This is a genomic window from Spiroplasma endosymbiont of Clivina fossor (assembly GCF_964031115.1).
Lineage (GTDB): Bacteria > Bacillota_I > Bacilli_A > Mycoplasmatales > Nriv7 > Nriv7.
This window is the reverse complement of sequence record NZ_OZ035006.1, coordinates 1,036,615-1,058,083: the sequence shown is the minus strand read 5'-3', so window position 1 is coordinate 1,058,083 and position 21,469 is coordinate 1,036,615. Positions and strand designations below refer to the sequence as shown.

Sequence of the window (21,469 nt, the reverse complement as noted above, 5' to 3'; positions counted from 1 at the left end):
ATTTTAATAAAGTTTAATTTGGTTTGATTATTTTTTTGTTTTAATGATAATTTTTTCTAGAATTAGTATTCAATATTCTGAAAAAATGATAAAAATTCTTATTTAATTATTTATAATTAATTTGTATTAATTAAATTTTATAAATTTAAGAAAGGGTCGAGTGATTACTATAAAAATTTATTAATTAGCAAAAATTCATGAAAAGGATTTAATTAATATGAAAAAATTACTTAGTTTATTAAGTACAATAACAATAGCAGGAAGCGGAATGTCGGGCATTGTTGCCAATAGTCCGTATCCAACTCCAACACAAGAAAAAATAGAAAATATAAATAATAAAAGACAAAAACGAAGCAATAATGAAAATAATAAAATAAATAGAACAAAAATTGTTATTAAAACAAATGGCGGAGTTTTTGCTAGTGGAATATTATTAAACAATAAAATATATTTTGGTTCAGATGATCATAATGTTTATGAGTATGATCCTGCTACAGGACAACAAAAAATTGTTATTAGAACAGAGGGGGAAGTATGATCTTCTGGTGTAATTTTAAACAATAAATTATATTTTGGTTCAAAAGATCATAATGTTTATGAATATGATCCCGTCACAGGACAACAAAAAATTGTTATTAGAACAGAGGGAGAAGTTTGATTTTCTAGTGGAATTATTTTAAACAATAAATTATATATTGGTTCAGATGATCATAATGTTTATGAGTATGATCCTACTACAGGACAACAAAAAATTGTTATTAGAACAAAAGCTAACATTCATTCTTCTGGTGTAATATTAAATAATAAAGTATATTTTGGTTCAGATGATTATAATGTGTATGAGTATGATCCTACTACAGGACAACAAAAAATTGTTATTAGAACAAATTGATGACTTCCTTCTTCTGGGGTTGTTTTTAACAATAAATTATATATTGGTTCAGAAGACAGTAATATTTATGAATACGATTCTGTTACAGAACAACAAAAAATTATTAAGATAGCAAAGGGTGCGGTTTTTTCTAGTGGAATTATTTTAAATAATAAAATATATTTTGGTTCAAAAGATTATAATGTGTATGAGTATGATCCTACTACAGGACAACAAAAAATTGTTATTAGAACAGAAGGGGAAGTATGATCTTCTGGTGTAATTTTAAACAATAAATTATATTTTGGTTCAAAAGATCATAATGTTTATGAATATGATCCGGCAACAGGACAACAAAAAGTTGTTTTTAGAACAGAAGGAGAAGTTTTGTCTTCTGGGGTTGTTTTTAACCATAAATTATATTTTGGCTCACAAGACCATAATGTTTATGAGTATAGTGGATACTATTTAAATTCAAATTTAGGACAAATTAATAATAATTCTGATAATGTAATTTTAAGTGAATTAAATTATTTAAATCCTGATTTAGATATTTCACAATTAGAAATTATTAACAAGACAAAAAATTCAGCTATATTAAAAATAAAAAATAATTTAAATAATAATATAAAAATACATTATTCAATTGATAATGGGCAAAATAAAATTATTAATTTAAATGAATTGATTAAAAAAGCATTATTTTTTAAATTTCGAAACGAAAATCCTAATTTAAAATTTAAGGAAATAAATTATATTGATACTAATAATTTAAATTTTTCAGATATTGAAATAACAAAAAAAGAAAATTCATTTTTATGATCTAATGTTCCTAAAAATGTATGTTCTGATAGAGAAATTATCAATAAAACTCCAAATACAAGATCATTTAATGTACCTGCTTGTGAATATAATTCGAAATCAAAATTAGTATTTCAAATTACAACAGGATTAACTAAAACAAAACAAGAAAATAAATTAAATGGTTGAAACATAAATTCTGATGATGAAATGAAATTAACAGATTTTACAAATATAAATAATAGAAATTCTGAAATCATTAATGTATTATCAAATGAATTTGATTTATCAAACACAAATAAACAAGAACAAGAAATGATTTTAAGTATTTTTAAGGAACCCGCTGATAAATTTGAACTTAATCCCAATGAAAAATTAAAAATTACTTATCCAGTAAGAATAATTACATCTAAAGTTATATTAAATTTAAAACAAAAAATTACAGGAAATATTACTGCCAAAATAATTGATGATAACAATAAAGAACAAATAATTACATTATCAATTACAGAAGTAATGCAAATTTTACAAAAATATAGTTTATTACCCAATGAAATTATTATAGATAAAAACAATGATAAAATAACATTTAACGGTGAAGCATTATTTTCATTAGAAAGAGAGGGGGCGGTAAGAACAAATACAGTTACTACTATAGTATAAGGTTTTATAAAAACGATATTAGCTATTTAGAACAATAACTTTAATTAAAACAAGCCCAACAAGTTTAAATTTCTTGTAAAAATAAAAAATATTCAAACCAGTAATTAACTAAAATTACTGGTTTTTATTCTGACAAAATAAAAAGAAGAAAAATTGCTTAGTTGTTTAAGAGTATTGTCATCATAGACAACCACCTTTTAGGGTAGTAATTTTAACAGTTTTTAAATTTAATTATTAAGGGTTTTCAATTTCAATTCCAAAATTATTTGTATTATTTAATCTATAATTATTGGTACTACCATGCTCAAAAGTTAGTAATTCTGTTCCTTGTGTTTTAATTCTTATTGTTTTATTGGGTACACTAATCATTCAGGTATAAAAATTTAAACCCGAAGTATCTATTTTTGTTCCATAAGTATTTGTTATTTTTTGAAAGTCTTTTTGTTTAATTCTGTTATTTACAAGCTCTGCATTAAACTCTAAACTAAAAATTTTTACATTTTTTAAATTTGGTAATTGTTTATCTATATTTGCATTTATATTATCTTCTGTTCTTATCTCAACTTTTAAAAGGTCATGGTCTTGCCTTTCTGTTAAAAATCTTATTTTTTCTAAGTTTCTAATTTCAAAATCATAAACTTTGTTTTCGTTATCTTTATTTTTTTGTTCTACTGATTCACTTGCTTTTTTAGAACATCCAATTACTGGTAATATTGTTAATGCGGAAAGAGTTATTATATTTAAAATTTTCATTATTTTAATTCCTTTATTACTTTATTTTTTCAATATATATATATATATATTACACGAAAATCCTTAATATCATTAGAAAAATGGCAAAACCAATTAGAAATTGAAAGGTATAATAAAAAGCTGGTACTGTTTTAAAAACTGGAAAAATAGCAGTTGAAAAATTAACTGTTGCTTTTGCAATGATTGCTAACGGCCGTAAAATGGTAATTATTTGTGAAGCTGTTAGTATTCAGTTTAGCATTTTAATACCAGCATTTTGAATAGCACAACCAATATCGTTAAAGGTTGGTATTCACCGCCCGGAATATTTGCAATTTGGTGGTGGAATTAGGTCATCCCATTCTGAGTTGGTTGAACCGTCAGGAATAAAGGCCGTGGAATTTAAGACATTAAAGTCATAAATTTTAAAATTGTAATTATAGGTGTTATCCTTGTGATAAAGCGGGAAAGTCAGCGTAAAAATATTAATACCGTAGCGAATATCAATATCGGTATTGAGATAATTAATGCTGTTAGCAGTATTGTTGATTGGCAAGGTAATAAGTTTATTGTCGTAGGATTTAAGCACATTAAAGTCAATTTGGTAGATACTATTTTTATTTTTAATGGCATTATAATTCTCTTGGTGCGTTTTTTTATCAAAAGTAAAGAAATAACTTCTTAGTAGTAATTCTGAATTTCCAGTAATGTTAATAAAATATTTTTTGGGATAAAAAGTAATTAACGAGCGATAAAAGAAACCGATTTGAATAAAGTAATTTTTGTTGTAATCATCTACTCCTTTAAAATCAATTTCGGTATAAGTTTTTTCGTCCATATCAAAAGTAGCATAAAATAAACTGGCAAAGAAATTACCAAGGATTTCATAAATTTCGTCAAAGATATTTTTGTAATCATTATTGTTAATACCAAGAATGTTGTTTTTAAAATAAAGGTAAATATCGTTCCTTAATTCAGGGTCATAGCGTAGAAAACTAAATTTAACATTAAGATAATTCAATGTTCCAAAAAGGTACTTAATTAGGTAATAATCGTTAGCATTTTCAGTGTCATATTTTCAGATTTCAGTTTCACCGTGTAATAATTGTAAATAATTATTTCCAGCAATTAGAGTTTTGTTAAATGCCTTAATTTTAAGGACATTATCGTTGGTATCCTCTTGTTTCGGAATGACCATTTTAATCGTATTTGTTCCTTGCAATTGTGTACTCGTTTCAATTGCAGCGAATTTAACGGTAAATGTTCTGTCAGCAACATTATCTGTTGTTAAATCAAAAGTAGCACTATCATCTAAGTAATTGTTGTCGTTATCTTTAATTTCTGTATTATAGTCGATGCCTTCAATTGCATTATTTACGCCAGTAAGATTGTTAATTGTTTCATTAAGTCTTTTTTTAATTTTTTTGATAACTTCAATTTTGGTTGCATTTGTAGGGTCGATTATTTCTGAGTTTGGTAAAATAGTTGAAGTCTTGTGATAAAAATAGCTCTCGTCTTTAAAACCATGATTTTTAATGGTGAATTCTTTATAGTAACCTTTTTCTAAAGTGTCAATGAAATTAAATACTGGTGTTCAATAAAGATAAGAATAATTAAATTTGTCAAAATCACCGCGATGAATCATTAAATAATCAAGGTTATCAATAACATCATTGTATTTGTGGTTACCATCAAATTTAGTAGTTGTTATTGGTAAATCAATGTCGGTACTGTCTTTTTCAATTTCTATATTAAAATCATTTGTATTATTTAATCTATAATTGTTGGTACTACCATGCTCAAAAGTTAGTAATTCTGTTCCTTGTGTTTTAATTCTTATTGTTTTATTGGGTATACTAATCATTCAGGTATAAAAATTTAAACCCGGAGTATCTATTTTTGTTCCATAAGTATTTGTTATTTTTTGAAAGTCTTTTTGTTTAATTCTGTTATTTACAAGCTCTGCATTAAACTCTAAACTAAAAATTTTTACATTTTTTAAATTTGGTAATTGTTTATCTATATTTGCATTTATATTATCTTCTGTTCTTATCTCAACTTTTAAAAGGTCATGGTCTTGCCTTTCTGTTAAAAATCTTATTTTTTCTAAGTTTCTAATTTCAAAATCATAAACTTTATTATTTTGTCTTTTGTTTCTAATTAGTGAATTTACTGTTGTTTTATCATTGTTAATATTTTGGGGAATAGTAAAAATGTTATTGAAACTAATAGTTAGCACGGTAAATATTTTCATAAACATTTTTATCACTCCTTTTTAAAATATTTTATTTTTCATTGTTCTTTTTTCTTTAATTTTTTGAATAATAAAGCGGATTAATTTTTCAAATTTAATTGCAAAATATATTGCTCCGCCTCATCAAAAAACAAATATTCCTGCTAGCATAATACCACTATTGAACTTGCCAAAGAATTTAACCATCTCTTCATTCATAAAATTATTAAATTCGTCACTTGTTCCGGTTATTCATTTAGTATCGATTACTGTTAATGCACAAATTAATAAGCTTATAAAGATGAAAATGATACTTAATGATACTTTTAACCACTGCTTTTTAAAAGAATTTTTAATCCTTAATCTTAATGGCGTTTTTTCTTTTGAATTATCTTTTTTAAATAATTTGCCTAAAATTTTTTTCATTTTAGTTTTCCTTTCGTGTTTAAAAATTTTTAATTTTTCATTTTCAATAACTAGTTCTGATTTCTCATCTATATGAACACTATTTCGCTTTTCTAGTTCTAAAATTTATTTATTTTTTTCCATTATTTATGTATTTAAGAGTATTAACACTATTTTCTAATATGACATTAACAATTTTTAATTTGTCATTTTCTATTTCTAATTCTTGTTTTTTAGTTCATTTTTCCATTTTTTTATCTACCTTTAATCACAATAAATAAGGCAATCAGTACACAAGTAACGCCAAGAATGGTGAAGATTGGATGTTGTGAAAATGTCCGAGCCATTGGTTTAAATAGTTCTAAAATTGTTAAATTGCTAGTAATAAACTTTTGGAAATTCGCAAGGCCTTCGCTAATATAGTTTGTTAAAGTTTCAAAATGACTACCAGCTAATAGTCCAAGAACAGTTATTAAGATAAAAATAATAATTAGTTTAAACATCGTTAGTTACCTTGTTTTGTTTTTTTATTTCTTTGTTTTCAATTAATTTTATTTGGATTTATTGGTTTTATTTGTTTTTTAGTTTTTCCTCACGCACTTAACCGCCCTTTATTTTTAACCGCATATTGGCGTTGTTTTTCTAAATTAACTTGTTGACTACCAAATCCAAGAATAATTGCCATAAGAAATTCTACAGCCAGCGTTAAGAACAAAGGAAATATTAATTGAATATTTGTTCCTGGCACTTCTAAACTTCAAATTAAGTCAAAAACTTTATAAAGCATTTGAGCGAGAAAGTCGGCCATTTTTGCGAGATTTTCCATTTTTTATTATTCCTTTTCTTTCATTTTTCTTAAAAATTTGCTAAATTTATCCATTTTTAAATATTCTAAATCTTCTAAATCAATTGCTGTGTCAGTATAGTATTTGTCTTCATAGTCAGGATTTACTTTTGCATTTAAGTAATCTCTTAAAAAAGCTAGGTAAAAAGAATTGTAAGTGTTAAGTATTGGTAAAGGAATTTTTAGTTTAAAAAAATAAATATCAAGTTCAGGGATATCACGGTATTTAATGCGACGACCTTTTTTGCTATTTTTAGCATCAATTAAGGTGTTTCGTCAGCGTTCATATTCTTCAATGCTCGTAAAGGTACCATAGATGACTTTTAAGTAGGGCCGAAAAATATTAACGGTTTTTTTGCGAATTCCCACAATCACATTATTGGCAATATCACGAACTTTAACTCAAATATGTTTATCTCTTTGACCGCTAGCCAGAACAATATGACCAAAATGCCGTGCCAGAGCGAAATATTCTTGGATACCGGTTTCCTCGTTTTTGGTATTATTTTTTTCTCAATCAGTACCTTCTAAAAATAAGTTGGTTTCATCTCATAAAAGTAAGGTTTTGTCTGGCAATACCGGATAATCAAAATCTAATAATCCCATATGACCTAAACTTAATTTTTGGGTTTCTAGTAATGGAAATGTTGATGCGATGTGATATTTCTTCTTTTTTAGTAATTTTGATGCATATACTAGAAAAGCAGTTTTTCCAGTTCCTAATGAACCAATCACAATATTTAATGGTGAATTTTTTAAGAAATTAATAACTTTGTTAATTTGTGTTAAATTACCGATTTTAAAAAGAAAAATTAAAATACAACCTGCTAAAAATAAATAGCTTACAATATTTTTAAAATAACCGTTGTAAATATATCAAATTGCTCCGCAATGTCATAAAATTAAAAATGAGGTGCGATTCAATTCAATAAAATGGTTATTTTTTTCTATTATTCATTTGCAAAATTTCATCTTGCACCTCACTTTATTTTTTTGTTAGCGTACTGCTCCAAGTAATTTTTCAAACATTTTAAAGCAAATAAAGAATATTGCCAAAATAAATGGAAAAATGAAGATTCAGTAGTCAGCAAAGAAGTTACCGACTTGTGGCATATTAACAGCAATAATTTCTCACATTTTAGTAAACGCTGTTATAATCGCATTTCATAATTTAGTCATCGCGTCACTAGCTGTTATCTTTGTTACTGCTGGTACTTCTGTTAAGAAAGTTCCAATCATATAATCACCCCCTTTCTTTTTAAAACATTCATCATTTATATTCAAAGTTTTTCTTAAATTTGTTAAAACCACGGTTAACCTTAACACGATTGTATTTTTTCCTAATTAATTTTGAATTTCTTTGGGAATGCATCAGAATGTAACTTCTTGACATTAATTTTTTCCCTATCTAAATACTGATATGGTTTTTCAAAGGAGCATTAGAATAAATCACACCATAATCGCTGTTAAGAATCAAAAAGCAATGTTTGCTATTAAAAGTCAAAGTGGCGCTTCGTTTAATTTAATTTCTTTACCACCAGTAATGTGAGCCGGAATAGTTGTAATTTGAATAAATAAATCTCAGAAAGTTTGTTTAATTTGTTCTCAATTAAATTCTTTTAAGTTTATTGTCATTTTTTATCTCCCAAAAATCATTTTTATTGGTAAATACATAATTGAAATTAATGCGAAAAGAAAAGTAATGATAATAATTAATCCGGCAATAAACGCAACTTGTGCAGGCATTTTTTCTATCGGAATAAACAGTTTTAAGAATTCCATAATAATTTCTCAAAACATTATTTTTTATCCGCGTTATTTTCTTTTGAATTAGGAGATTTAACTCATTCCTCAAAACGAGCAATAAATACTTTTTCGTCTTTCGTGAAATTACCAGTATTATTTTTAATGGCATTTTTATATTTAATTCTAATTTTTATTTTGGCATAAATTTTATAAGCAAAATATGCTAATAGCATGATGCTGATAATAATAAATATTAATCCAATCGCAATATTCATTTTTAAACTCCTTTAAAATAGTTATAATTTATATCTTTTTTGTTGTTTTCTTTTTCGGCAATGAAGAAACTTAATAATTCTTGCCCCTTAATTAATTTGGTTTCATTTTCTTTTTGATTAATTGAAATTATTTGATATTTACTATCTTTTATTATTCCGATGCAAATCGAATTTTCATATTTTCCTTTATAAACAAATCGCTTTGGAAACCAAATGCCGATTTGTTCATTAAATCATGGAATTTTTGGTGCTTTAATAAACATTGCGTTTTGTGTTTCTTTTAAAAGATATTTCTTAGTATTTAAGAAAATGTTTTCAATGTTTTTCATAATAAATTACCTTTCTTATAGATAAACTAAGTTATATTAACTAAGTTTTAGTTAACTTAGTTTTTTAAACACTTATATATCGCAGATTTAAGTGTTTAACAAGCTTTGTTAGTAAATTTTGTTTTTTAATTAGATAAAGATTTTAATAATTTTAAACTTAGCATACCCCTATATAGAAATTTCTACACTTTAATATCCGCATCCTACCCTTGGAACTAATTTAATAGCGTGTATATTTTTAGGAAATCCACCCATTCATTTTTTTATTGCAAAACGAAACAAATTGCTATAGCTAATAGGATGTTATCTATTAACTGGTAAACTTCTTTCGGTTATGGCGACCACCCATAATTTATCGTGCTTTAATACATACCAACATTATTAATTCACTTGTATTTAATTTTCAAAGAACAAATTTTTAACACCTTATAAAATAAAAAGACAATCATTGCTGACCGCCTTAATACTTATTCAAATATTTTACTACCTAACAAAACTTTATGCGTCCATTATTAATTATTATTAAATTTTAACTAATATTTTTACTTACTTAAATGTATTATATTTATTTGTTACAGCATTACCTTTATAATTAATTCAACTATCATCATTTTTATTATTATATTTATTTCATAATGAATTTTTATATATTTCTTTTCTGATTTCTATTTCTGAATTAATATTTTCATTAATATGATGTAATACATTTAATTTGTTTAAATTTGCCATTCTTAAATGTAATAGGTTATTTAAATTCTTATGATTATATATTTTTGCCCCATAGCCTAATTGTTGTTTTACTAAATGTGATACATCACTTTCGATGCTACAGCCGATATTTCATTCTAAATTTTGATGATGAATACCTTGCTTATTATTACTGAAATAATTACTCGCCTTTCGTAAATTTGTTTTAATATCTTTATTTAATTCATTTTTAGCAATATTACGAATGTTTTTAATTAATTCTTGATGATTTCCATCCTTATATAATTTAATTCAACTATTTAGTGTTACTTTGCGATTTTCAAAAATAATATTAAATGCCGTTTGTTTTAATTTTTTAATAACGTGATAACCATCTAAAATATATCTAACATTACCAAAACTATTGGCAATTTCTCTAATTCAAGTAGCACCATCGCCACAAACAATTATTCTGTCATAATTAATATTTACATAATGTTTTTGTAATTCCTTAATTAATAAATCACGATAATCCATTGTATTTATTCGTTTACCAACTTTTAACATTAGAAAATGACCTCGTTTATTTTCTAATTCTCTACGAGCATTTTTGTATTTTTTTTCTTTATGTCCGGTATGAAAAGTAACTAAACGGATTCTTTGGTCTTGTTTAATTTTATGGTCTAATGTCGCTAAAAATGTCTCATCCAGTTGAATATATAAATCCTTATTTTTGACATCAATTCTAGTTTTAGTTTCTTTTTCTGCTAGTTGAAAATATTCGGCAATATCGTATTTATTTAAAATATTTGAAATACTAGCTTTTGAAATATAACAATGATTTAGAGCATCTAAAACATCGCGATATCGTTTACCATCACCCAAAAGACTTAAAACTTTAAATTGGACATCAAAATAAATGCGTTGTTTGGGTGATAAACCAATTTCTTTATCTAGTAAACATACATATTCAAATTTACCTGATTTTTGATTTCAATATTTATATCGGCGTCGTTTAAAAGTAACATCACCAAAAATTGTAATAATTGTTCTTGGTGCAAAATGAACTACTTTATAACCTTGTTTTAAGCGATAATGATATTTATATAAGTATTCATCTAATTTTTCATATTCATTAGCTAGTTGTTTGCATTTGTTGGTGTACATATTTTTATGGGTTGTAAATAAACTGAATCAATGTTTATTTTCTGGGGTTTTTACATTATTATTAATTTCTAACATAAAAAATCACCTTTCTTGGTAGTAATTTTAACAAAGTTAAATTTATTTGCTTCAATAATACAATTTTCAGTTACTATCACAATATTGTAAGAAGTCTAATATAGTAAAAATAGAATTTTTTTGTTTGACGGTATATAATGAAAATGCAAAGTGAATAGATTCCAGACTAAGATTTGGAAAAAGCATGTTGATTATTTAATAAATTTTATTAATTGGTAAAAATTCAGGAAAGGAATTTGATTAGTATGAAAAAACTCTTAGAGTTATTAGGAACAATTTTAATAACTGGCAACGCCCTATCAACCGTCATTGCAGTCGCTCCCAATGGAAAGCAAAGAACAAAAACTAAATTATTAAGTAGTGAGCTTAATTATTCACAAACAAATAATTTAGAAAATCTCCAAAGAAGTAAAAGGCAAAACAACGAAGACATATCAACTACTCCAAAAATACAAGATGAACAACAATCCCAATTTTCAAAAAATACAGGTAGCCGAACTGATATTATTGAAAAAGAAATTAATTTAGATGAAAATTATTCTTACAATATTCAAAAAATGTTACAGGAACTTATTGATGAAAAATATCTTGATCCATTAAGAAGTATCAATATGGGTGGACTTATAAGCAAAGAACTTGATAATAAAACAATTATTTATAAATTAGAAGAATTAGAGCCCAAAATAGCTAATTGAATTAAAGAACAACAAAATAACAAAGAAAAAATATTGATATTAACATTAAAAAATAGTAATAATAAAAATATAAAATTAGTAATTAATTTAAATAATCTTTATTTACTAGGATTTATTAATAATCAAAATAAGTATTTTTATTTTGATGATGAACTTTTAGAAAAAATAAAACAACATAATCAAGAAGAAATCAAAAAACTTAATAATTTAAAGGAAAAATTAAATAATTTAAAAGAAAACAAACTTTTATTTAATGAAGAAAAAGTAAAAGAATATTTGCAACAAAAAAATAAATTAATTCCTCTTAAAGAAAAAGAAAAAAATATTTTTAATTTTGTCGAAAACTCTTGATATTTATTGAATATACTTAATTTTAGGTATATTTTAATATGATAGAGGTGGATAATAATTATGGAAAAAATAATTCAAGAACTAGTAAATACTTTAACAGATGATCAATTTTTAGAATTTTATGAAAAAGTCAAACAACAAGCAGAATTAATAAAAAAACAAAAACGTTTAAATGAAATTGATCAAAAATTTAGAGCGCAAGGTATTAAATGCCCTAAATGTGAATCTTACCATTGCGTTAAAAATGGACATAATTCAGAAGGAAAACAAAAATATTTATGTAAAAATTGCCGTGCAAGTTTTGACGCTTTTCGTAATCATTTTATTTATTGAAGTCATTTAAATTATGAACAATGAAATTTATTGATTCAAATTTCATTGCTGGGGCAATCTAGTAAAACAATTTCTCGTTTTATTAAAACTACATTAAAAACTGCTTGATATAATCGTCAAAAATTAATGAAATCAAAACAATTAGAAAATACCCAATTAAAATTTAAAAAATTATCTGGTAAAATCCAAATCGATGAAACATTTATTAAAGAAATCCATAAAGGAAATTTCAAATATAAAACTGATCCACGAAGAATTCACCTTGACCCATTCGCAACTAATACTAAATGCTGTATTCAAATGGCAATTGATAATAATAACAATATTTATGTTAAATCCACAAACACCAAACGTTTACAAAAACAATGAGTTATTGAAAATATGAACAAAGAATTAATTAACGAAAATTCAATTATTACTTCCGATATGCAAAAATTATATTTTTTAGTAGCAAAACAAACAAATTCTACTTTATGTGTAACTAAAACAACAATTAATCCTGAAGCTAGTTATCGTAACTTAAATAAAATCAGTAAATTACAATCTAGTCTTAAAGAAGCCTTAATTCATTATCATGGTTTAGGTTTTACTAATATTCAAAATTATTTAAATCTCTGAAAATGAAAATACCAACATAAGGGTTTAACTCCAAATCAACAAACAGCGGTATTATATTTTAATGTATAAAAAAAGTTAAAGTAAAAATAGTAATTTTACATAAAAGCCTTTTAAAATTATCAAGTTGATGATTTTTTTTATTTTATCAAGAGTTTTCGACAAAATTAAAAAAAAATATTAAAAAATTAAATTATAATAACGAATTGAATTCTTTGAATAAAAAACTTAGTAATTTACAAGGTGAAAATTTAAAAAATGATGAAGAAAAAATTAAAGATTTAAATAAATCAGTAATTAAGAAATATAGTTGTCAAAAGATTAATTTAAATTATACAGGAGCGTATACAAGCGAGGGCTTAAATGTTGTAATAAAAGAAAATGGAAAACCAGATAAAGGAAAAAATATTAATATTTCTAACGAAACTTTAAAAGGTGCAATTTCAAATTTAGCAGATTATGATAATAATAAACAAGAAAATCAAAAAATAAAAGATGATTTAGTAAGAATGATTTTTATTACAAGTGAAGCCATGAGGTTTCAATGTGATAAAAAGACTTTAGAAATTTTTGCAAATATTAAAAATATTGATGAATTAAAAAAAATCATATCTGAGAGTAAAAATATATTAAAAGATATTCAAGAAAAAATATTTAATAATCAAACAATAAATTGAGAAGATTATACATCACAATTAAGAGGTGATTGAAAAAAATATTCAGAACAATTCAATAAATTTAGAATAAAAATTTGAAATGAATTAACTAAAGCAAAAAAAATAATTAATTTTATCGATAAAAATAAAGTTGATATTAACAACATCTTAAAAGCAGAAAATAATATTGATAATATATCAAAAAAAATACAAAAAGCATTTAATGAAAATCAAAATTTTACAGAAATAAAGAATGCGTGTTTACAATAGACTTCTTGCAAAATTAATTTAAAATATAATTGAATTGTTGTTTTTAATAAAAAGGTGGAATTTAAATGAAATTTAAAAAAAATAATCAAATAAGTGATAAAAATTTTTTAAGATTAACTGGTATTAAACATACTACTTTTAATAAAATGCTAGAAATTTTAAAAATAGAAGAATTAAAAAAGAGATTTCGTCGCGGAAGAACCAATAAATTATCATTAGAAAATCGTATTTTAATGACTTTAGAATATTGAAGAGAATATAGAACTTATTTTCATATTGCAAAAAGTTATGATATTAGTGAAAGTAGTTGTTATAGAAATATCAAATGAATTGAAGACACTTTAATAAAACACCCTAATTTTCAACAACTTACTGGTCAAAAATCACTATTAAAAGATTATTTCAAAGATAAGACTGTTATAATTGATGTAACTGAAAGCCAAATCCAACGCCCAAAAAAAGACAAAAACAGCACTACTCAGGAAAAAAGAAAAAACACACAATAAAAACACAAGTTATAATTGAAAAAGATAGTAAAAAAATTATTAGTTCTGATTTTTCTTATGGTAAAAACCATGACTTTAAAATTTTAAAAGATTCAAAAATTAAATTTTTACCAGAAACAACTGTTTTAGTGGATTTAGGTTATCAAGGCATACAAAAAATTAATCATAATGTTTTAATTCCTAAAAGAAAATCAAAGAAAAACCCTTTAAATAAAGAAGAAAAGCAAAATAATGAGCGAATTTCAAAAATGAGAATTGTTATTGAAAATGTTTTTGCTATACTTAAAAAATTTAAAATTATTAGTGAAAAATATCGAAATCGTAGAAAAAGATTTGCTTTAAGATTTAATTTAATAGCTTCAATTTATAATTTACAACTATTAGTTTAAATATATTTGATAATTTAAAATTTCAGTCTTTTTTTATTGTAAATAATAATTTTTATTATGTTTTAATGACAAAATATTTGTAAAAATAATCTAAAAATTATTTTAATAACACTTTTATATTTATTTTAAATTTAAAAATTATAATTATCATATTAATTTTGCAAGAAGTCTAATATATCGTAGGAATGACAAGATGAAAACAAGATTTAAAATCTATAAATTTATACTTTGAAAAAGAATTTGATTTAAAAACTGATTTAAAAACTGATGATTTTTTTTCATTAAATTCTAATAGTGATAATAATATTTTATATATTTTTATTATTCAAAATAATTTCGAACTTGCTAAATTATTGATTAAGTTAAATCCAGATAAAAAAATAATAAATAGTTCTGATATAAATAATAATACACCTTTGCTTTTAGCGATAAATAAAGACGCGATAGATTTTATTAAATTTTTATTAGAAAATGGTGCCGATGTAAATCTTCAAGAAAAAAAAGTTAGTATGTCAATAATTAACGCAATAAATAACAATAATTGAGAAATAATTAATATTTTATTTGATCATGGAGCTAATGTAAATTTTCAAGACCCATTAGTAAACAACACTTATTTACATATTGCAGCACGAAATGGTCAGTTAGAGCTTGTTAAATTGTTATTAGAAAGAGGCGCTAATCCCAATATACAAGAAAAAAAAGGACTTACTCCTTTATACTTTGCAGCACAAAGTGATAAGACAGAAGTTGTTCAAGAATTATTAACAAATAAAAATAGTAAAAACAAAATTGATATCAACCTTCCAAATAATTTGGGTGATACTCCATTACAGATATCATCATTTTACGGGCACCATAAAGTTGTTAAACTATTGTTAAAAAACCATAAAATTGATGTTAATAAAAAAGATGATCATGGCGATAGCGCTTTAATTGTAGCGGCGCGAAATGGTGAAATAAATGTTGTAAAAGAATTGTTAAAACATTCTGATATTGATGTCAATCTTTCAAATAAATGGGGTCTAACTGCTTTGCATTATGCATGCAAAAATGGTCACTTGATAATAGTAAAATTATTGTTGTCCAATAATGCTAATCTTAATTATCAAGATGATGAGGGAAATGATTCTTTAGATTTAGCAGAAGAAAATGATCATAAAGAAATAATAAATCTTTTGAAAAAACACAAAAAATTAAACGAAAATATAAAAAAACTTAATAAAATTTTACAAAAAAATCAAGACGAACAACAACAAAATATAAAAATTTTAGAAGAAACTAAAAAAGAATTAAAAAAATTATTAAAAATTGAATTGTCAGATGTTATTAGACAAACTAAGTTAGAAGAAATATCAGATAAGCAAGAACAGACAATTTTAAATCGTGTTAGAGAATTAAATTTTGGCTTAGATATTGATCAAGTTAAAGTACAAAAAAATAGCATTACTGATACTGCGGCAACTATTGAATCAATTGATCAAAGTGTATATTCTGATGGTGCAGTCAAAGTTATATTTACACTTGCTAAAAAAGCAAGAAAACCAAATGATGCACAAAAAATAATTACAGAAGATGAATCTAAAAAACAGGGAACACGGCCTAAAGGAAGTACAGTAACTTTAAAACAATCCGATAACAGTAATACAAATGCTGACGGAAGTCAAACACAAGCTAGTAACCGCATACAACAAAATAATTCAGATGAGCCAACAAATCACAATAATTTGTATGATGTGCCAGCAGATAATAGTTGTTTGTTTTGGTCGGTATCAACATCTTACTTATTGCCAGCGAGAAATAATAATGAAGAATTTAGAAACCGATTTATCCAATTATTTGGTGAAGAAAATTTAAAATATTTATTATATATTCAAAAATTACTACAACAACATGATTTAGAAAATAATAGAAATCTAAATCAATTATGATATCAAGATCAAACAGCAAATAATCTAGTTATAAATTTCTTTCGTAATCGCGTTGTTGATTATATACAATCAAATTTAGAGACAATTCCAAATCGCAATGGCGAATTAACATTTAGAAGTCTTATTCAAGATAATAATGATATTGATACTAATTACTTAGAAATAATGCGACAATCTTCAACATGAGGGGGAACACCAGAAATAATAGCAATGAGCAATCTTTTAAATGCTAATATTAGTGTAAATAATAATGGCTCTTATCAACCAGTTAATCAAAATTCAAATAATAATAACATCGCGATATCTTATGTTGAGCTTGAAAAAGGTTCGGGTATTCACAATCATTATAATTTTGCTTTAACACCAGAAGAAGATCGGCCAAATCAGCCTATTGCTATTAATGACAATCAGGAAAATGTCCCGGTAATTGATATAACCAAGAGACCAGATAATTTCCCAACAACCACCCCAAAACCAGAGGTAAAACCAATTAAATTACCGGTTGATGATCATGCTCAACACCGCGCCATTCCGACTAACAATAACGAGGACGATGATGCTCATCAAGGCAATAATATTGCCAATGTACCAGAACCAACAATAACATCATTACAAAAAGATAAATATCATTTTGTGGATAAAAAAACAGAAGATGATAGTTTAAAAAATGATGAAAATTTAGAAATTAACTTAATTAAAAACAATAAAGACGAAATAAAACAAAATGCCCCGGCAGGAAATCAACCCATCAATACAAATATGGAAAATTTACAAACAACAACCGCTAAGGCAATAAATCAATACAACGCTCTTTCAAAAGAAGAAAAATTAAAAAAATTAAATGAAATTAATCGTTATTATCAAACATTATCTGAAAATGATAAAAAAGCTTTTAAAGAAAAATTAACAAATACTGGATTAGCAGCTTTAAGTGGGGGCACATTAACAGCTTATGGAACAAAAATGACTGTTAGTGGTACTGCTACTACTGGTGCCACAAATGCAGAAGCAATCGAAATGAGCCCACTCTTATCAACAAGTACAACAGAAAGCTTAGCCGCTGCAGAAACAATTACTGTGGCCGAAACAGCAGCAGTTGAAGGTGGAGTTATAGCTGTAGAAACTGGTACCGCTGCCGCTCTGGCTCCGGAAACTCTAGGGCTATCCTTAGTAATCGGAGGATTAGCAATTGCAGGAACATGAATATATTTTGCTTTTCATCATCATGCAACATCTGATATTGCGTTGCCAACTTCAATTCATCATAATGTTTATGATAACATTGAAAAATGATATAAATTTCTAGCCCATGATAAATTAAAAATTAAAATTAACAAAAACACATGAAATGAAATCAAACAAAATAAAAATTCACCAGCAAACATTATAAAAATTATTAAAAATAAATTTGTTATAAATGACCATTCTGGTTGAGGCGGAAGTGTCACAAATGAAGATTTCAACACTTTTGTAAAAGTAATAGTACTTCATTTCGAACAAATAAATGGTTATTTTGAAATATTAGATAATGAAAATGATGGTTTTGTCATTATAACCAACACTGAAGGCGATTGACTAGGAGTAGAATAAAATTTAACATTATTAATTAAAAAATTAAAATATTTCTTATATGTGTTATGCAGAAATAACCTGACTTCAAATTTTAATTTTAATATATTTGTTAATTATCTAATTTAAATTAAGATTAAAAATATTTTTACTAAAGCAGTATTTAAACTTAAATACTGCTTTTTTATTTTGTCAAAATAGAAAAAATGAAAAAATTGTTTAAGAGCAGTATCGTCATATAAAGCTACATTTTGGGGTAGCGATTTTAACAGTTTAATTATTTTTAAATTCAGTTTTAAATTCTAATATTTTTCATTTGGCATATCTTTCATTTTTATCTCATTCTTGTATTTTCATTTTTATGTTTTTTAATTTTTTATTTTGATATGATAAAAAATCTTTATTTTCTCAATATCTTGGTTCACTGTTTTTTTCTCAATTTAAATCATATTCTAATGATTTTAATATTGGTAGTGTAATCTTGTCATTTTTATCAACATAAAATTCTCAATCATTAAGTTTCATTCGCGGAGGCAAGTTTTTGGGCATAAATTCATTTTCTACATTAACTTTTATTTCTCATTTTTGATTTCACTTGCTGTTGTCATCTTTTGATGATTTAAGTGTTAATTTTGATTTTTTTAAGTTTAATTCGTATGACTCATTCTTAATTTGTAATATTGGTTTATTTTCTTTTTTAGAACACCCAACTATTGGCAATGTTGTCATCCCCAAAAGAGCTATTATATTTAAAATTTTCATAAATTTAACTCCTTCATTTTGTTTTTTCAAGTATATATATATATAATTATACAAAAATTCTTAATATCATTAGAAAAATGGCAAAACCGATTAAAAATTGAAAGGTATAGTAAAAAGCTGGTACCGTTTTAAAAACTGGAAAAATGGCGGTTGAAAAGTTAACTGTTGCTTTTGCAATAATTGCTAACGGTCGCAAAATCGTGATGATTTGTGAAGCTGTGAGTATTCAGTTTATCATTTTGATACTAGCATTTTGAATGGCACAACCAATATCATTAAAGGTTGGTATTCATCGTCCAGAATATTTGCAATTTGCTGGTGGAATTAAATCGTCTCATTCACTGTTATTTGAGCCATCAGGGATAAAGGCTGTTGAATTTAATACATTAAAGTCATAAATTTTAAAATTGTAGTTGGAGATATTCCCTTTGTGATAAAGTGGAAAAGTTAAGGTAAAAATGTTAATACCATAACGAATATCAATATCGGTATTTAGATAATTAATACTGTTAGCGGTTTTGTTGGTTGGCAAGGCAATGAGTTTATTATCATAAGATTTAAGGACATTAAAATCAATTTGATAAATACTATTGGTGTTGTTAATAGCATTGTAATTATCTTGGTGCATTTTTTTGTCAAAAGTAAAGAAATAACTTCTTAGTAATAATTCTGAGTTTCCTATAATATTTACTAAGTATTTTTTGGGATAAAAGGTAATTAATGAACGATAAAAGAAACCGATTTGAATAAAGTAATCCTTCTTATAGTTTTCTACACCCTTAAAATCAATTTCGGTATGAGTTTTTTCGTCCATATCAAAAGTCGCATAAAATAAACTAGCAAAGAAATTGCCAAGAATTTCATAGATTTCGTTAAAAACATTTTTGTAATCGCTATTGTTGATACTAGGAATGTTGTTTTTAAAATAAAGGTAAATATCATTTTTTAAATCGGGGTCATAGCGTAGAAAACTAAATCTAACATTGAGGTAATTTAGGGTACCAAAAAGATATTTAATTAGGTAATAATCGTTAGAATTCGTAGTGCCATATTTTCAGATTTCATTTTCACCGTGTAGCAATTGTAAATACTTATTTCCAGCAATTAGAGTTTTGTTAAATGCCTTAATTTTCAAAACATTCTCATTTACTACATTTTTATCACTAGAAGTTTTATGATAAAAATAGCTCTCGTCTTTAAAGCCGTGATTTTTAATCGTAAATTCTTTGTAATAACCTTTTTCTAGGGTGTCAATGAAATTAAATACGGGCGTTCAATAGAGATACGAGTAATTAAATTTATCAAAATCACCACGGTGAATCATTAGACTTCTTGCAAAATTAATTTAAAATATAATTGAATTGTTGTTTTTAATAAAAAGGTGGAATTTAAATGAAATTTAAAAAAAAATAATCAAATAAGTGATAAAAATTTTTTAAGATTAACTGGTATTAAACATACTACTTTTAATAAAATGCTAGAAATTTTAAAAATAGAAGAATTAAAAAAGAGATTTCGTCGCGGAAGAACCAATAAATTAGACTTCTTGCAAAATTAATATGATAATTATAATTTTTAAATTTAAAATAAATATAAAAGTGTTATTAAAATAATTTTTAGATTATTTTTACAAATATTTTGTCATTAAAACATAATAAAAATTATTATTTACAATAAAAAAAGACTGAAATTTTAAATTATCAAATATATTTAAACTAATAGTTGTAAATTATAAATTGAAGCTATTAAATTAAATCTTAAAGCAAATCTTTTTCTACGATTTCGATATTTTTCACTAATAATTTTAAATTTTTTAAGTATAGCAAAAACATTTTCAATAACAATTCTCATTTTTGAAATTCGCTCATTATTTTGCTTTTCTTCTTTATTTAAAGGGTTTTTCTTTGATTTTCTTTTAGGAATTAAAACATTATGATTAATTTTTTGTATGCCTTGATAACCTAAATCCACTAAAACAGTTGTTTCTGGTAAAAATTTAATTTTTGAATCTTTTAAAATTTTAAAGTCATGGTTTTTACCATAAGAAAAATCAGAACTAATAATTTTTTTACTATCTTTTTCAATTATAACTTGTGTTTTTATTGTGTGTTTTTTCTTTTTTCCTGAGTAGTGCTGTTTTTGTCTTTTTTTGGGCGTTGGATTTGGCTTTCAGTTACATCAATTATAACAGTCTTATCTTTGAAATAATCTTTTAATAGTGATTTTTGACCAGTAAGTTGTTGAAAATTAGGGTGTTTTATTAAAGTGTCTTCAATTCATTTGATATTTCTATAACAACTACTTTCACTAATATCATAACTTTTTGCAATATGAAAATAAGTTCTATATTCTCTTCAATATTCTAAAGTCATTAAAATACGATTTTCTAATGATAATTTATTGGTTCTTCCGCGACGAAATCTCTTTTTTAATTCTTCTATTTTTAAAATTTCTAGCATTTTATTAAAAGTAGTATGTTTAATACCAGTTAATCTTAAAAAATTTTTATCACTTATTTGATTATTTTTTTTAAATTTCATTTAAATTCCACCTTTTTATTAAAA

Annotated in this window: 23 protein-coding genes; 8 read left to right on the top strand and 15 right to left on the bottom strand. The window is 24.7% G+C overall.

Features of this window, described 5'->3' with window-relative positions; genetic code table 4:
• Positions 1 to 217: 217 nt before the first annotated feature.
• Positions 218 to 2,335, top strand: coding sequence for a PQQ-binding-like beta-propeller repeat protein (locus AAHM82_RS06360; protein WP_342263362.1), 2,118 nt, complete (start codon positions 218 to 220; stop codon positions 2,333 to 2,335).
• A 234-nt stretch (positions 2,336 to 2,569) separates the two neighbouring features.
• On the opposite strand, the gene AAHM82_RS06355 is transcribed toward AAHM82_RS06360, so the two are convergent.
• The 11 genes from AAHM82_RS06355 to AAHM82_RS06305 all read right to left on the bottom strand — a co-directional run bounded on the left by AAHM82_RS06355 (position 2,570) and on the right by AAHM82_RS06305 (position 10,828).
• Entirely contained in the window at positions 2,570 to 3,088 is a 519-nt protein-coding gene (locus AAHM82_RS06355) for a hypothetical protein (protein WP_342263361.1), read from the bottom strand.
• Positions 3,089 to 3,137: 49 nt separating this feature from the next.
• Positions 3,138 to 5,327: a hypothetical protein gene (locus AAHM82_RS06350; RefSeq protein WP_342263360.1), complete on the bottom strand. Its 2,190-nt coding sequence runs from the start codon at positions 5,325 to 5,327 to the stop codon at positions 3,138 to 3,140.
• Positions 5,328 to 5,342: 15 nt separating this feature from the next.
• Positions 5,343 to 5,726 carry a hypothetical protein gene (locus AAHM82_RS06345; RefSeq protein ID WP_342223520.1) on the bottom strand — a complete coding sequence of 128 codons (384 nt, stop codon included), beginning with the start codon at positions 5,724 to 5,726 and terminating at the stop codon, positions 5,343 to 5,345.
• Between the two features lie 233 nt (positions 5,727 to 5,959).
• Positions 5,960 to 6,208 (bottom strand): hypothetical protein, encoded by a 249-nt coding sequence (locus tag AAHM82_RS06340; RefSeq protein ID WP_215826579.1) that lies wholly within the window; start codon positions 6,206 to 6,208, stop codon positions 5,960 to 5,962.
• 2 nt (positions 6,209 to 6,210) lie between these two features.
• The gene (locus AAHM82_RS06335; RefSeq protein ID WP_342263359.1) at positions 6,211 to 6,531 is read right to left on the bottom strand and encodes a hypothetical protein; all 321 of its coding nucleotides are present in this window, start codon (positions 6,529 to 6,531) and stop codon (positions 6,211 to 6,213) included.
• 6 nt (positions 6,532 to 6,537) lie between these two features.
• The gene (locus AAHM82_RS06330; RefSeq protein WP_342263358.1) at positions 6,538 to 7,521 is read right to left on the bottom strand and encodes a hypothetical protein; all 984 of its coding nucleotides are present in this window, start codon (positions 7,519 to 7,521) and stop codon (positions 6,538 to 6,540) included.
• A gap of 24 nt (positions 7,522 to 7,545) precedes the next feature.
• Positions 7,546 to 7,875, bottom strand: a complete 330-nt coding sequence (locus tag AAHM82_RS06325) for a hypothetical protein (protein WP_342263357.1) — start codon at positions 7,873 to 7,875, stop codon at positions 7,546 to 7,548.
• A gap of 78 nt (positions 7,876 to 7,953) precedes the next feature.
• Positions 7,954 to 8,184, bottom strand: a complete 231-nt coding sequence (locus AAHM82_RS06320; RefSeq protein ID WP_342263356.1) for a hypothetical protein — start codon at positions 8,182 to 8,184, stop codon at positions 7,954 to 7,956.
• Between the two features lie 164 nt (positions 8,185 to 8,348).
• Positions 8,349 to 8,570, bottom strand: coding sequence for a hypothetical protein (locus AAHM82_RS06315; RefSeq protein WP_342263355.1), 222 nt, complete (start codon positions 8,568 to 8,570; stop codon positions 8,349 to 8,351).
• A gap of 2 nt (positions 8,571 to 8,572) precedes the next feature.
• On the bottom strand, positions 8,573 to 8,899 hold the full coding sequence (locus tag AAHM82_RS06310) for a hypothetical protein (protein WP_215826298.1): 327 nt from the start codon (positions 8,897 to 8,899) through the stop codon (positions 8,573 to 8,575).
• Positions 8,900 to 9,445: 546 nt separating this feature from the next.
• Positions 9,446 to 10,828: an Mbov_0401 family ICE element transposase-like protein gene (locus AAHM82_RS06305; RefSeq protein ID WP_342263354.1), complete on the bottom strand. Its 1,383-nt coding sequence runs from the start codon at positions 10,826 to 10,828 to the stop codon at positions 9,446 to 9,448.
• Positions 10,829 to 11,073: 245 nt separating this feature from the next.
• Here AAHM82_RS06305 and AAHM82_RS06300 point away from each other — a divergent pair, with 245 nt between their 5' ends.
• The 6 genes from AAHM82_RS06300 (at position 11,074) to AAHM82_RS06280 (ending at position 18,164) form a co-directional block, all read left to right on the top strand.
• Positions 11,074 to 11,919 carry a ribosome-inactivating family protein gene (locus tag AAHM82_RS06300; RefSeq protein ID WP_342263353.1) on the top strand — a complete coding sequence of 282 codons (846 nt, stop codon included), beginning with the start codon at positions 11,074 to 11,076 and terminating at the stop codon, positions 11,917 to 11,919.
• 15 nt (positions 11,920 to 11,934) lie between these two features.
• Complete coding sequence (locus tag AAHM82_RS06295) at positions 11,935 to 12,894, top strand: IS1/IS1595 family N-terminal zinc-binding domain-containing protein (protein WP_342263352.1); 960 nt, start codon at positions 11,935 to 11,937, stop codon at positions 12,892 to 12,894.
• A 143-nt stretch (positions 12,895 to 13,037) separates the two neighbouring features.
• Positions 13,038 to 13,748 carry a ribosome-inactivating family protein gene (locus AAHM82_RS06290; protein ID WP_342263351.1) on the top strand — a complete coding sequence of 237 codons (711 nt, stop codon included), beginning with the start codon at positions 13,038 to 13,040 and terminating at the stop codon, positions 13,746 to 13,748.
• 65 nt (positions 13,749 to 13,813) lie between these two features.
• Complete coding sequence (locus tag AAHM82_RS13770) at positions 13,814 to 14,254, top strand: transposase family protein (RefSeq protein WP_342263396.1); 441 nt, start codon at positions 13,814 to 13,816, stop codon at positions 14,252 to 14,254.
• Positions 14,251 to 14,643 (top strand): transposase family protein, encoded by a 393-nt coding sequence (locus AAHM82_RS13765; RefSeq protein ID WP_342264845.1) that lies wholly within the window; start codon positions 14,251 to 14,253, stop codon positions 14,641 to 14,643. The genes AAHM82_RS13770 and AAHM82_RS13765 overlap by 4 nt, the downstream gene beginning before the upstream one ends.
• Positions 14,644 to 14,828: 185 nt before the next feature.
• Positions 14,829 to 18,164, top strand: a complete 3,336-nt coding sequence (locus AAHM82_RS06280) for an ankyrin repeat domain-containing protein (protein ID WP_342263350.1) — start codon at positions 14,829 to 14,831, stop codon at positions 18,162 to 18,164.
• Positions 18,165 to 18,416: 252 nt separating this feature from the next.
• On the opposite strand, the gene AAHM82_RS06275 is transcribed toward AAHM82_RS06280, so the two are convergent.
• Both AAHM82_RS06275 and AAHM82_RS06270 read right to left on the bottom strand, forming a co-directional pair.
• Positions 18,417 to 18,905, bottom strand: coding sequence for a hypothetical protein (locus AAHM82_RS06275; protein WP_342263349.1), 489 nt, complete (start codon positions 18,903 to 18,905; stop codon positions 18,417 to 18,419).
• Positions 18,906 to 18,951: 46 nt separating this feature from the next.
• Positions 18,952 to 20,229, bottom strand: coding sequence for a hypothetical protein (locus AAHM82_RS06270; RefSeq protein ID WP_342263348.1), 1,278 nt, complete (start codon positions 20,227 to 20,229; stop codon positions 18,952 to 18,954).
• A gap of 57 nt (positions 20,230 to 20,286) precedes the next feature.
• Between AAHM82_RS06270 and AAHM82_RS06265 the strand changes: the two genes are divergently transcribed.
• Positions 20,287 to 20,463, top strand: coding sequence for a hypothetical protein (locus tag AAHM82_RS06265; protein ID WP_342263347.1), 177 nt, complete (start codon positions 20,287 to 20,289; stop codon positions 20,461 to 20,463).
• Positions 20,464 to 20,615: 152 nt separating this feature from the next.
• Here the strand turns inward: AAHM82_RS06265 and AAHM82_RS13760 are convergent, their stop codons facing one another.
• Positions 20,616 to 21,008, bottom strand: coding sequence for a transposase family protein (locus tag AAHM82_RS13760; RefSeq protein WP_342264845.1), 393 nt, complete (start codon positions 21,006 to 21,008; stop codon positions 20,616 to 20,618).
• Positions 21,005 to 21,445 (bottom strand): transposase family protein, encoded by a 441-nt coding sequence (locus AAHM82_RS13755; RefSeq protein WP_342263396.1) that lies wholly within the window; start codon positions 21,443 to 21,445, stop codon positions 21,005 to 21,007. The genes AAHM82_RS13760 and AAHM82_RS13755 overlap by 4 nt, the downstream gene beginning before the upstream one ends.
• Positions 21,446 to 21,469 lie beyond the last annotated feature (24 nt).